This window comes from Streptomyces sp. SAS_281 (genome assembly GCF_052542855.1).
This window is the reverse complement of record NZ_JBMNDO010000097.1, coordinates 16,915-30,461: the sequence shown is the minus strand read 5'-3', so window position 1 is coordinate 30,461 and position 13,547 is coordinate 16,915. Positions and strand designations below refer to the sequence as shown.

At 65.2% G+C, this 13,547-nt stretch carries 5 protein-coding genes and 1 pseudogene; 4 read left to right on the top strand and 2 right to left on the bottom strand.

Annotated features, from left to right (window positions below; all coding sequences use genetic code 11):
- Positions 1-47: 47 nt before the first annotated feature.
- A complete protein-coding gene (gene acnA / locus ACN6LM_RS28650) occupies positions 48-2,762 on the bottom strand; it encodes an aconitate hydratase AcnA (RefSeq protein WP_445068279.1) in 2,715 nt (904 codons plus the stop codon).
- A gap of 198 nt (positions 2,763-2,960) precedes the next feature.
- The gene (locus tag ACN6LM_RS28645) at positions 2,961-3,653 is read right to left on the bottom strand and encodes an MOSC domain-containing protein (protein ID WP_445068278.1); all 693 of its coding nucleotides are present in this window, start codon (positions 3,651-3,653) and stop codon (positions 2,961-2,963) included.
- 148 nt (positions 3,654-3,801) lie between these two features.
- On the opposite strand from ACN6LM_RS28645, the gene ACN6LM_RS28640 reads away from it, so the two are divergent.
- The 4 genes and pseudogenes from ACN6LM_RS28640 to ACN6LM_RS28625 all read left to right on the top strand — a co-directional run bounded on the left by ACN6LM_RS28640 (position 3,802) and on the right by ACN6LM_RS28625 (position 13,515).
- On the top strand, positions 3,802-5,331 hold the full coding sequence (locus tag ACN6LM_RS28640; RefSeq protein WP_445068277.1) for a helix-turn-helix domain-containing protein: 1,530 nt from the start codon (positions 3,802-3,804) through the stop codon (positions 5,329-5,331).
- A gap of 307 nt (positions 5,332-5,638) precedes the next feature.
- Positions 5,639-5,779: pseudogene (locus ACN6LM_RS28635) on the top strand (L-serine ammonia-lyase); the annotation flags it as partial.
- Positions 5,780-6,199: 420 nt separating this feature from the next.
- Complete coding sequence (gene drmD / locus ACN6LM_RS28630; RefSeq protein ID WP_445068276.1) at positions 6,200-9,361, top strand: DISARM system SNF2-like helicase DrmD; 3,162 nt, start codon at positions 6,200-6,202, stop codon at positions 9,359-9,361.
- A complete protein-coding gene (locus ACN6LM_RS28625; protein WP_445068275.1) occupies positions 9,361-13,515 on the top strand; it encodes an Eco57I restriction-modification methylase domain-containing protein in 4,155 nt (1,384 codons plus the stop codon). The genes drmD and ACN6LM_RS28625 overlap by 1 nt, the downstream gene beginning before the upstream one ends.
- Positions 13,516-13,547 lie beyond the last annotated feature (32 nt).

The following is a 13,547-nucleotide window of genomic DNA, read 5'->3' as shown; positions in this document are numbered from 1 at the left end:
CCCCCGTCGCCGGGGGTGCGGCCCTCTCGCCGTACTGCCGCCGATCCCTACTTGCGGATCAGGCTGCGCAGCACGTACTGCAGGATGCCGCCGTTGCGGTAGTAGTCCGCCTCACCGGGGGTGTCGATGCGGACGACGCCGTCGAACTCGACCCCGGTGTCGGTGGTGACCTTGACCGTGCGCGGGGTCGTGCCGTCGTTCAGCTCGGTCACGCCGGTGACGGAGAAGGTCTCCTCGCCGGTGAGGCCGAGGGTCTCGGCGGTCTGGCCCTCCGGGAACTGGAGCGGCAGGACGCCCATGCCGATGAGGTTCGAGCGGTGGATGCGCTCGTAGGACTCGGCGATGACGGCCTTGACGCCGAGGAGCGCGGTGCCCTTGGCCGCCCAGTCGCGGGACGAGCCGGAGCCGTACTCCTTGCCGGCCAGGATGACCAGCGGGGTGCCGGCGGCCTGGTAGTTCTGCGAGGCGTCGTAAATGAACGACACCGGACCGCCGTCCTGGGTGAAGTCGCGGGTGAAGCCGCCCTCGGTGCCCGGCGCGATCTGGTTGCGCAGGCGGATGTTGGCGAACGTGCCGCGGATCATGACCTCGTGGTTGCCACGGCGCGAGCCGTAGGAGTTGAAGTCACGGCGCTCGATGCCGTGCTCCGTGAGGTACTGGCCGGCCGGGGTGTCGGCCTTGATCGCACCGGCCGGGGAGATGTGGTCGGTGGTGACCGAGTCGCCCAGCTTGGCGAGGACCCGGGCGCCGGTGATGTCCTCGACCGGCGAGGTCTCCATGGTCATGCCCTCGAAGTACGGCGGCTTGCGCACGTAGGTGGACTCGGAGTCCCACTCGAAGGTGTTGCCGGTCGGGATGGACAGCGCCTGCCACTGGGCGTCGCCCGCGAAGACGTCCTGGTAGGACTTGTTGAACATGTCCTCGCCGATGGCGTTCGCCACGACGTCGTTGACCTCGGCCTCGGAGGGCCAGATGTCGGCCAGGTGGACGGGCTTGCCGTCCTGGTCGACGCCGAGCGCGTCCTTGGTGATGTCCACCTTCATCGAACCGGCGATGGCGTACGCGACGACCAGCGGCGGGGACGCCAGGTAGTTCATCTTGACGTCGGGGTTGATCCGGCCCTCGAAGTTGCGGTTGCCGGAGAGCACCGAGGTCACGGCCAGGTCGTGCTCGTTGACCGCCTTGGAGACCTCCTCCGGCAGCGGGCCGGAGTTGCCGATGCAGGTGGTGCAGCCGTAGCCGACGAGGTTGAAGCCGACCTTGTCGAGGTACGGGGTCAGGCCCGCCTTGTCGAAGTAGTCGGTGACGACCTTCGAGCCCGGGGCGAGGGTGGTCTTGACCCACGGCTTGCGGGTCAGGCCCTTCTCGACCGCCTTCTTCGCCACGAGCGCCGCGGCGACCATGACGTACGGGTTCGAGGTGTTGGTGCAGGAGGTGATCGCGGCGACGGTGACGGCGCCGTGGTCCAGCTCGTACGTGGAGCCGTCGGGGGCGGTGACCGTGACCGGGTTCGTCGGGCCGGCGGCGCCGATGGCCGGGGAGTCGGAGGCCGGGAAGGACTCCTTGCCCGCCTCGTCCACGCAGTCCACGTAGTTGCGGACGTCCTGGGCGAACTGGGCCTTGGCGTTGGCGAGGACGATGCGGTCCTGCGGGCGCTTCGGGCCGGCGATGGAGGGGACGACCGTGGAGAGGTCGAGCTCCAGCTTCTCGGAGAAGTCGGGCTCGGCGGCCGGGTCCAGCCAGAGGCCCTGCTCCTTGGCGTACGCCTCGACCAGGGCGACCTGCTGGGCGTCGCGGCCGGTCAGGCGCAGGTAGTTGAGGGTCTCCTCGTCGATCGGGAAGATCGCGGCGGTGGAGCCGAACTCCGGCGACATGTTGCCGATGGTGGCGCGGTTGGCGAGCGAGGTGGCGGCGACGCCCTCACCGTAGAACTCCACGAACTTGCCGACGACGCCGTGCTTGCGCAGCATCTCGGTGATGGTCAGCACCAGGTCGGTGGCGGTGGTGCCGGCCGGGAGCTCGCCGGTCAGCTTGAAGCCGACGACGCGCGGGATGAGCATGGAGACCGGCTGGCCGAGCATCGCTGCCTCGGCCTCGATGCCGCCGACGCCCCAGCCCAGCACGCCGAGGCCGTTGACCATGGTGGTGTGCGAGTCGGTGCCGACGAGGGTGTCGGGGTACGCCTGGCCGTTGCGGACCATGACCGTACGGGCCAGGTGCTCGATGTTGACCTGGTGGACGATGCCGGTGCCCGGCGGGACGACCTTGAACTCGCTGAACGCGGTCTGGCCCCAGCGCAGGAACTGGTAGCGCTCCTTGTTGCGGCCGTACTCCAGCTCGACGTTCTGGCCGAAGGCTTCCTTCGTGCCGAACTTGTCGGCGATGACGGAGTGGTCGATGACCAGCTCGGCCGGGGCGAGCGGGTTGATCCGCTCCGGGTCGCCGCCGAGCTCCTTGACGGCCTCACGCATGGTCGCGAGGTCCACGACGCAGGGCACACCGGTGAAGTCCTGCATGATCACGCGAGCCGGCGTGAACTGGATCTCCTGGCTGGGCTGCGCCTGGGAGTCCCAGCCGCCGAGCGCGCGGATGTGGTCGGCGGTGATGTTCGCGCCGTCCTCCGTGCGGAGCAGGTTCTCCAGCAGCACCTTCAGGCTGTAGGGGAGGCGCGCGGAGCCCTCGACCTTGTCCAGCTTGAAGATCTCGTACGACTCGTCGCCCACGCGCAGCGTGCTGCGGGCGTCGAAGCTGTTCGCCGACACGACAGTCTCCTTCATCAATGTGCGCGTAACTCCGCGCCGCGCCTCACCACGGCGGGCGCCGCGTGGTGCCGCCTCGGACCACCGGACCATCCGCTAAGGTAAGGCTTAGTTAGGTAACCCTTACCTCCGGCGGCCCGCTGTGCGCCTTCGGCATATATCTCGATGTCGAGATAACTCTAGTACATGACCGCGGAAGGGTCATGTCCGGGCGCCCCCCGGCGGCGGCGTGGCGCGCGTGCGACGGCGGATCAGCTCCTTGCCCTCCTCGGGCAGCGCGTCCGCCACCGCGAGGAGCGGCAGCAGCTCCGGCTCCAGGGTCATGGCCCGGAACTCCAGCGCGACGGTCACCTCGTGGGCGGGCCGGTGCACGACCGTCAGCCGGTCGCCGGAGCGGATCTCGCCGGGCTCGATCACCCGGAGGTACGCACCGGGCAGGGCCGCCCGGGTGAACCGCTCGATCCAGCCTGCCCGCTCCAGCCAGCCCTGGAACGTCGCACACGGTATCCGCGCGCACGACACCTCCAGGACGACGTCGGGCCCGATCCGCCAGCGCTCCCCGATCAGGGCGCCGTTGACGTCCACGCCGAGGGTGGTCAGGTTCTCGCCGAACACCCCGGGGGCGAGCGGCCGGCCCAGCTCGGCCTCCCATCCGTCCAGGTCCTCGCGCGCGTAGGCGTAGACGGCCTGGTCGGTGCCGCCGTGATGCCGCACGTCGTAGGCGCGGTCACCGGCCAGCCCGACGGCGCCGGTGCCCTTGGGCCCGGGGGCGCTCACCGCGACCGGCCCGTCCACGGGCCGCTTGTCGATGCCGGTCGCGCCGATCCCCTTCCAGGGGTTGGGGCGCGGACGGCCGATGTTGACGGAGAGCACGTGCGTGCCGGCGGAATCCATGAGGCGGGACCCTACGAGCGACGGGCCCCGGCCGCGAGGGAGTTTCCGGCACCGCCCTTCACTCCCCCGCCCCCTCCGGCACACCACTCTCACCCGAACGGCACACCCCCACACGAGTGCGATCTCATATCTGAGATAGCCTTTCGCTATGTCAGATGACTACCTCGTACGTATCGGCAAGCTCATCCGTGACGCCCGTCAGCACCGGGGCTGGACGCAGAGCCAGCTCGCCGAGGCGCTCGGCACCAGCCAGAGCGCGGTGAACCGCATCGAGCGCGGCAATCAAAACATCAGCCTTGAGATGATCGCCCGCATCGGTGAAGCACTCGACAGCGAAATCGTCTCGCTCGGCTACGCCGGCCCCATGCATCTGCGCGTGGTCGGCGGGCGCCGCCTCTCCGGCGCCATCGACGTCAAGACCAGCAAGAACGCCTGCGTGGCGCTGCTGTGCGCGTCGCTGCTCAACAAGGGCCGTACGGTGCTGCGTCGCGTGGCCCGTATCGAGGAGGTCTACCGCCTCCTCGAAGTGCTCAACTCCATCGGCGTGCGCGCCCGCTGGATCAACGACGGAACCGACCTGGAGATCGTGCCGCCGGCCCGGCTCGACATGGACGCGATCGACGCGGACGCCGCTCGCCGCACGCGCTCCATCATCATGTTCCTCGGCCCGCTGCTGCACCGCATGGACGCGTTCAAGCTGCCGTACGCGGGCGGCTGCGACCTCGGTACGCGCACGATCGAGCCGCACATGATCGCGCTCCGCCGCTTCGGCCTGGACATCGCCGCCACCGAGGGGATCTACCACGCCCGGGTGGACCACTCGGTCACGCCCGGCCGCCCGATCGTCCTGACCGAGCGCGGCGACACGGTGACCGAGAACGCCCTGCTGGCCGCCGCCCGCCACGACGGCACCACGGTCATCCGGAACGCCTCCTCCAACTACATGGTCCAGGACCTCTGCTTCTTCCTGGAGGCGCTTGGCGTACGCGTGGACGGCGTCGGCACGACGACCCTCACGGTGCACGGCATCCCCGACATCGACGTGGACGTGGACTACTCCCCCTCCGAGGACCCGGTCGAGGCGATGAGCCTGCTGGCCGCCGCCGTCGTCACGGAGTCCGAGCTGACGATCCGCCGGGTACCCATCGAGTTCCTGGAGATCGAGCTCGCGGTCCTGGAGGAGATGGGCGTCGACTGCGACCGCACCGCGGAGTACGCGGCGGACAACGGCCGCACCCGCCTGGTCGACCTGACGGTCCGCCCCTCCAAACTGGAGGCGCCGATCGACAAGATCCACCCGATGCCGTTCCCCGGCCTCAACATCGACAACGTCCCCTTCTTCGCGGCCATCGCGGCCACGGCCCACGGCCAGACCCTGATCCACGACTGGGTCTACGACAACCGCGCGATCTACCTCACCGACCTCAACCGCCTCGGCGGCCGCCTCCAGCTCCTGGACCCCCACCGCGTCCTGGTCGAGGGCCCCACCCGCTGGCGCGCCGCCGAAATGATGTGCCCCCCGGCCCTGCGCCCGGCGGTGGTCGTCCTCCTCGCGATGATGGCGGCGGAGGGCACATCGGTCCTGCGCAACGTGTACGTGATCAACCGCGGCTACGAGGAGCTGGCGGAGCGGCTGAACTCGGTGGGGGCGCAGATCGAGATCTTCCGCGACATCTGACCGGCGGGAGTGTCGTGCCCCTAGGAGATGAGAGGCACGACACCCCTAGATGCCTGCTGACCTGCTGTTACACACTTGCGAGGCCCTCCATTGATCATCACTGCTTTTCATCACCTTGTGCAACATGAGTGCAAGATGATCTTGAATTGGTGACGAGGCGTCAGAGATATCCGAGTGCCCGTCAGCCTTCACGGAGAGTGCTCGCCACAGGGGTCGGCGACCTGCTGACCGAGGCGCCCGCCGACAGCATCCGCGACACCCCTGCCCGGGAGCACGTCGAGACGAGCAGTGAAATGCGCGCTGCCGCCGTCGAGCCTGCCGGCGGGATGGGAGGGCGGACGCCTACGTCAAGGCTGGCAAGGCCATGAAGGACACCAGCGCGGACATGTCCGTCAAGTACAAGGAGACGGCGCGGGGCGGGCTCGCGGTGAACATCATTGAGTGCTAGGCGGGACGGGGTCTGACCAGTGCGTTTGTATCTTTCAGTGCTGTCAGGGCCTTCCCTGCTTACGCGGCGGAAAGTCCCCGGAAACGCCCTGGGACAGACGTGAAAGTCCCTGGGATGTCCCTGCCTCAGCGTGCTCTCGGCGGCACACCGAACGGCTTGGTGGGTGCCCGCCTCCAACCTCGGTGGCTGAGGCAGGCACACCGCCCTTCCTCTGAATCGCCGACGGCGCTGAACCCGAGACCGACGCATCGCGGGCTCTTGAGCGGTCAGGCTGTCCGGTGGCGACTCGTGCTACGGGGTGTCGTCGTGACACGTCGGACCGCATAGGAGCAACCTCCACTCTGCGTTTCTGGGGCATCCGCGGAGACGCTTCTGGAACGGCTCCAATGCATGGGCTGGATCAGGCAAGATTGGTCCATCATGAATGATGCGGTGGTTGCACCAGGCCAGCTGGTAAAGGTGCGCGGGGAGCATTGGGTCGTCGCCCGCGTGGACGAAAGCCGTCAGCCAGTCGACGAGCTCGCTGCGGCACGTCTTCCGGGGCGGACGCTCGTGACTCTGACCAACGTCTCGGGCGACGACGTGGGCGACAGCCTGACCGTCGTATGGGAGATGGAGCCAGGCCGTCAGCTGGTTTCATCGGAAGAGCTGCCCGAGGTTCAGGATGGGCGCTGGGATGATCCGCAGCGACTGGGAGCTTTCCTCGATGCTGCTCGGTGGGGCAGCGTGGCAAGTGCTGATACAGAAACTCTGCAGGCTCCGTTCCGGTCCGGAATCACCGTCTATCCACACCAGCTCGCCCCGGTCGCCAAGGCGCTGTCCATGCCGCGAGTGAACCTCCTGGTCGCCGATGACGTCGGCCTCGGCAAGACAATCGAGGCCGGCCTGGTCATCCAGGAGATGCTTCTCCGCCATCGCGCTCGTCGCGTGCTCGTCGTCTGTCCTGCGTCACTGACCGGCAAGTGGCAAGAAGAGATGAAGCAGCGTTTCGGCCTCGACTTCACGGTCCTGAGCTCGATGACTCTGCGGGACCTACGCCGTACTCATGGTCTGGGCCAGAACCCGTTCTCTGTCTTCCCGAGGCTCATCATCAGCCTGCAATGGTTGAGGAGCCCCATCGTTCGACGCCTGCTCGACGAGGTCCTCACAGAGGAAACAAGGCACCCGGGCTTCTTCGACCTGCTGGTAGTCGACGAGGTGCACCACTGCGCGCCGCCGGCGCCGCAGCGCGGCAAGGGATACGCAGTCGACAGCAAGCAGACGGAAGCCGTCAAGCGGGTCAGCGAGCACAGCCAGCATCGGGTGTTCCTCAGTGCGACCCCGCATAACGGGTACTCCAACTCCTGGCAGGCCCTGCTGGCGATGCTCGACCCGCAGCGCTTCACCCGTGGCATGACGCCCACAGAGTCTGCCCTTGAGGAAGTGATGGTGCGCCGCCTGAAGGATCAGATCAAAGACGACGAGGACAACGGCCTGTTCCAACCCCGGACGAATCGCGCCATCCCTGTGGCGTATTCACCCGCAGAGATCCAGGTCCAGCAGCTTCTTGAGGCGTACCGGACCGAGCGCCTGGGAGAGAACGCCACAGCGGTCAAGGCAAATGATCTCGTGACGTTGATGTTGAAGCGACGGCTGTTCTCGTCTCCTGCTGCATTCACACTCACACTCCGCAGTCACGCAACTGCAGCTGAAGGCTACGGCCAGGCCACGACCCCCGGCGACGACGACCTGGCCTGGCTCGACGAGGCAGCCGACTGGGATCAGGAGACGGAGGACGACGAGCCTGGCAGTGTTGGTGAGCTGGAACTTCTGACCCGGATCGCAAACAGCACCGGTCCCCTTGGGGGGAACTCCCGCACCACACTCGAGGAGCTGCTCGCTTGGGCGGATGTTCACGGCCAGAAGACCGACAGCAAGGCCGAAGGGCTGGTCGCCGAGATCCAGCGCGTCCTGACCGCGGATCCGAGCGACCGAGTGATCGTTTTCACGGAATTTCGTGACACCCAGACCTACCTCGCGGACATCCTCAACGCGCGTGGGCTTGGCGGCGACAAGCTGGAGCTGCTGTATGGCGGCATGGATCCGAAGCGTCGGGATGCCGTCAAGCTTGCGTTTCAGGCAGCGCCGCACCGGACACCCGTGCGCATCCTTCTCGCGACCGACTCTGCGAGCGAAGGCATCGACCTGCAGAACTACTGTCACCGGATCATCAACTACGACATCCCGTTCAACCCGAACCGGCTGGAGCAGCGAATCGGACGGGTGGACAGGCACGGCCAGCGGTTCCCCGTGGACGTTGCACACTTCGTTGGTACCGACTGGGAGAGCGCCGAAGCCAAGTCATTCAAGGGTGACCTGGAGTTCCTGTCTCGAGTGGCCGTGAAGGTCGCCACAGAGCGTGCCGATCTAGGCAGCATCAACCCAGTTCTCGCAGCTGCTGTGGAAGCTCAGCTGCTTGGTCGCCCCATGCTCGTGGACCCACTTGAGGTGAAGCAGAAACCGTCGGCGAGCATGCTGAAGGCCGAGCAAGATGTCCGCGCACACACCCAGCGGCTTCGGAAGCAGCTATCGCGCAGTGAACGACGGCTTCACGTATCTCCGGTGAACGTACGACGCGTCGTCGACGTAGGACTGGCGATGGCTGAGCAGCAGCCTCTGATCGATCTCTCCGGCGGGCAGGTGGAGGTCCCCGACCTCAAGCGTGGCTGGGAGCGCACTGTCACTGGTCTCGAAGATCCGTTGGACCATGTACGGCGCCCTGTGGTGTTCGACGGCACCCTGCTCGAGGGGCGCGACGATAGTGCTGTCCACGCACATCTTGAGCATCCGCTCGTCTCTCAGTGCGCTCGGCTGCTGCGCTCCGCCATGTGGCAAGGCCACTCCAAACTGCACCGCGTCTCCGCGGTGACCGTCACACTGCCCGAGGACTGCGGCATAACCGACGTGTTGGCTGTCGCCTACGCACGCCTGGTCGTCGTGGGTGCAGACGGCCGCCGTCTGCACGAGGAGATCATGCCCGTAGCGCGGGCGGTGCCAGCCTCGGGCCGCTCACGCGCAGTAGACCTCGGCCAGCTCAGGAAGAATCCCCGCGAGGACGACATCAAGGCGAGGCTGCGGCGTGCGCTCGAAGACGGCTTCGCTCCCGACGCCTGCCGGGAGGCGCCAGCGGCAGCTCTCGCCCTCGTGACCGAGGCATGGCCAACACTGGCCGAACGATTCGCTAAGGATGTACGGGAGGCTGCTCGCGCCCGACTCGCCGACCTTGAGACCGCACTTACGGATCGCCAAGTGAAGGAAGTTGAGCGAGTGAACGCCACGCTCAGTCAACTCGAGGAATCGTTGCAGCGACTGCTCGCCGAACCATCCCGGGCATTCGTCCAACTGTCGATCGATGAGTTGCAGCAAGTCGAGCAGGATCAGATCGAGCGGGATGTTGAAGCGATCAGAGCTCGGCTCGATAGCCTGCCAGGCGAGCGCAGGCGAGACGTAGCAGAGGTAGAGCGGCGTTACGCCGGCCTCCGCGAGCTCGTGTTTCCGTTCGCTGTGGCCGTATGCGTGCCCGAGGGCTGGGAGGAAAACTGATGGCTCCCCGTCGGAAGAAGTCCGCCAGCACCGGAGTCACCGAGGAAATCCGCGCCCGGCATGCCTGGCTGGAGCTCCTCCAGACCTCCGGGCCCTTTCTCGCCTTGCCCGTCGTCCATGAGGCGTTGCCGAATGGCTTGACAGAGGTGCCCAAGGAAACGCGCGCGCTCATGCGCGTTCGCGTAGAACAGATGATGAGCGATGGTGGCGTGAGTCGACGCGATGTCGTTCACGCTGTGCTGCACAACGCCCTGGACTGGCAGGACAGCCTTCTCCTCGATGATGGCATTCCGGCCTCTCTCGCCGTTGCCCAGGCCGGTCTTGGAACCCCACTCCGTCCGGATTTCGCCTTCCGCGCCGACGTAGTCGGCAGGGATGAGCAGGATACGGATGGAGAGGACGACGAAGACACTGCAGAGGAGGAGGCCGACGGCGAAGAAGCTGATGCCAAGAGCATTGGTGCAGCCGACGGCCTAGAGGACGAAGACCTTAACAATCCCTGGAAGTTGCTCGGCACTCATTTGCCTTGGGGTCAGCATCCACTTGATTCAAGAGGCGGTGCCTCAAGCCCTGTTGACCGCCTGGCGGCTCTATTGCGTGCCCGCAGGGTGCCCATCGGTGTAGCGACCGACGGGCGGTGGTGGGCCGTCGTCTGGGCGCCGATCGGGGGTTCTACTGGCGTCGGCATCTGGGATGCGTCGCTGTTCAGCGCCGAACCAGACCTCTTCGCCGCCTTCGTCGACTTCCTCGGTCGCTTCCGCTTCCTGAACGCGGAACTCGACAAGACTCTCCCTCGCCTCCTGCGCGCCAGCCTGTCACGGCAAGAGGAAGTCACCGAGACTCTAGGCAGGCAGGTACGGGACGCAGTCGAACTACTGGTCGCCAGGTTTGATCAACTCGACCGAGACAGCGAAGGCGACCTGCTCCGAGACGTGAGCGACGACGACTTTTACTCCGGTGTCGTCACAGTGATGATGCGCGTGGTCTTCCTCCTCTTCGCCGAAGAGCGCCGTCTGCTCCCTAGTGATGACGACCTCTACGCCAGCGGGTACTCCGTCGGCTACCTGGTCGAGCAACTGCGTACACGCGCAAAGTACGCAGGTCAGCAGGCCCTGGCCCACCGGACCGCGGCATGGCACCGGCTGCTTGCGGTGACCCGTGCCATTCACGCAGGCGTTGCGCATGAGGATCTGCGAATGCCAGCCTATGGTGGAGAGCTCTTCGACCCGGATCGCTACCCGTGGCTGGAGGGCCGCGCTGCGGCAGCCGAGGGAACCACACCGAGCCACATGGACGCGGAGCCCCCTGCGGTGGACGACTTGACGGTTCTCAAGATGCTTGAGGCCGTTCAGTTCGTGACGATCGATGGCGCGACCCGACAGCTGACTTTCCGCTCCCTCGACGTCGAGCAGATCGGCTACGTGTACGAGGGTCTCCTCGAACTCGAAGTACGCACCGCCGAGGAAACGATGGTTGGACTCGCTCGCCCCGCGAAGTGGCCCAGCATCAAGCGTGCCGAGGTCAAGCAGCTCACTTGTGAAGTGCCGTTGGCCGACGCCATTTCCAAGCGCGCCGAGTTGGACGATGCCAAGTTCGCCAGCTGGTTGAGCGAGTACAGCGTTTGGAAGGCTCAGAAGATCCAGACTGAGCTGGCTAAGGCTGTTACGAGTGATCAGCTGGACGACCTGGGCCGCGTGGTCGGATCAGGCACCCAGGACTTCGCCCACTCTGAATCGCTATTGCCAGTGATAAGGCTCGACCACCGCGGCCGGCCGGCAGTCACCCCGAAGGGAGGCCGTTACGTCACGCGCTCGTCGCGACGTGCGTCCTCTGGAACGCACTACACCCCGCGCCGCTTGGCGGAAGAGGTCGTCAAGCACGCGCTGGATCCGTTGGTCCACCGTCCCGGCCCGCTGCAAACGGGTGACGAGGATGCCTGGGAGCTTCGTCCCTCGGCGGAGATCCTCACGCTACGCGTAGCGGACATCGCGATGGGTTCCGGCGCATTCCTTGTGGCCGCGTGTAGGTATCTCGCGGGTAAGTTGGTCCGGGCCTGGGAGTTGGAGGGACGACGGGACGCTCTACTCGCCGCAGAAACTCGCTACGGCAATCGTCTAGCTTCGGACAGCGAAGTTGACGCCGTCCAGCTGGAGGCCCGCCGTCTGGTGGCGGAGCGCTGCCTCTACGGCGTGGACATCAACCCACTGGCAGTGTCCATGGCCAAGCTCTCCATGTGGCTGATCACTATGGATCGCGAGCGCCCCTTTGGCTTCCTCGACGACCGTTTCACAGCTGGGGACTCCCTTCTAGGTCTGACCAGCTTCGCGCAGCTTGAGGTCATGCACATTGACCCGGCTGCTGGCCGGCGGTTGAAGCGAGACACCATGGACTTCTCCGAGGAATGGCGAGCGGTGGTACAGAAGGCGGCAACTTTGAGGCGCCGTATCACCACGACACCAGCTGTAACTATCCGCGATGTTGAGCACAAAGCGCGCCTGCTCGACCAGTCCCGAGAGGTCGAGTCATCGTTGTCAGTTATCGCTGACGCTCTGACTGGCATCGGACTCAAGGGCGCTCAGGTCACGGGCAAGAAGAGAGATAACCTCTTCGTCCAGCTAGCATTCACACTTGCGACAACGGGGAAAGACAGCACCTCGCTCCGCTCTCAAGCTGAAACAGACTTGTTCGGTGGACAACCAGCTGGCACTAGCAGCCGCACTCCACTCCACTGGCCGCTCGCCTTTCCCGAGGTCTTCGGAGACACTGCCTCTCCAGGATTTGATGCAATTGTCGGAAATCCTCCTTTCCTGGGAGGGAAGAAGATCTCGGCCCCACTAGGGGGCGATTACCTGAAATGGCTTCAACAGTGGGATGGGAACGGAGTAAGCGGCAGTGCAGATCTAGCTACGCGATTCGTCTTGCGCGCCGAGAAGCTGCTCAATAGGCGCGGCCAACTGGGCCTCGTGACCAATAACAGCGTGACGGAGAACGTCTCCCTCAAAGTCGGACTGGAACAGGCGACAAGAAGCCTACACCTCTGGCGCGGCGTGTCCGGCCACCCGTGGCCAACGAAGAGCGCGAACCTTCAGATTGTGGAGTTCTGGGCAAGTAGAGAAAAGCCCGGCAGAGGCGCCTCACTGTGGCTCGACGGCGAACAGGTTCCAGCAATCGGACCAGATCTCGAAGTACCCACGACCATCCCAGGCCGGCCTGTCGTGCTGCGTGAGAACGAAAACCTGGCGTTCCAGGGGTCGAATATTGTTGGAATCGGCTTCACGCTCACAGAAGACGAGCGAAACGATCTAATCACAAAGAATCCACGAAACGCGGAGGTAATTCAACCTTACACAATCGGTAAGGACCTGAGCCAGCGAAGAGACTGCTCCTCAAGCCGCCAGGTGATTAACTTCAACAACTGGCCTCTCGAGAAGGCCGAGGAGTACCCAGAGTTGCTCGAAAGGGTACGCCAACTAGTCAAGCCGAAGCGCGATCAGAGCAATCGTAAACAGTATCGCGAGAATTGGTGGCGGTTCGCCGAGCGGGCAATTGATCTTTACGAAGCGATCGAAAATCTCGAATGCGTGCTAGCCATGTCGCAGGTCGGCAACACACTCATGCCCGCCCGAGTGGAGACTGGTCCTGTATTTGGTCACGCATGCGTAGTATTCGCCTTGGATGATTTCGCACATCTGGCCTTGCTCTCCTCAAGTGCACATAGCGCTTGGGTCATGCGGTATACATCCACCATGCGAACCGATATTCGGTACAGCAGCAACGCTGTATTTCTGACCTTGCCCCGCCCTCGCGCTCACGAACGTCCAGTCGAGTGGGCCCGCTTGGAGCATCTCGGTAAGCAGTTGGACACGACCCGCCGAGCACTGATGCTCTCTCGAGGCTGGGGCATGACTACCGCCTACAACAAGGTTCGCGACTCCGCAGTCGCCGACCCAGAGGTCGTCGCTCTACGAGACCTGCACACGGAGATCGACCACGCGGTTTTGGCTGCCTACGGCTGGACGGATCTTGACCCCAAAGTCGGCTTCCACGAAACCAAGATCGGTGTTCGCTGGACCATGGAGCGGGACGTCAGGTACGAGGTAATCGATCGTCTGCGGACACTCAACCAGGAGCGCTTCAACGCGCAGCCCAAGTAACCGACGCCAACAAGCAGGCCGGCTGTCAGACC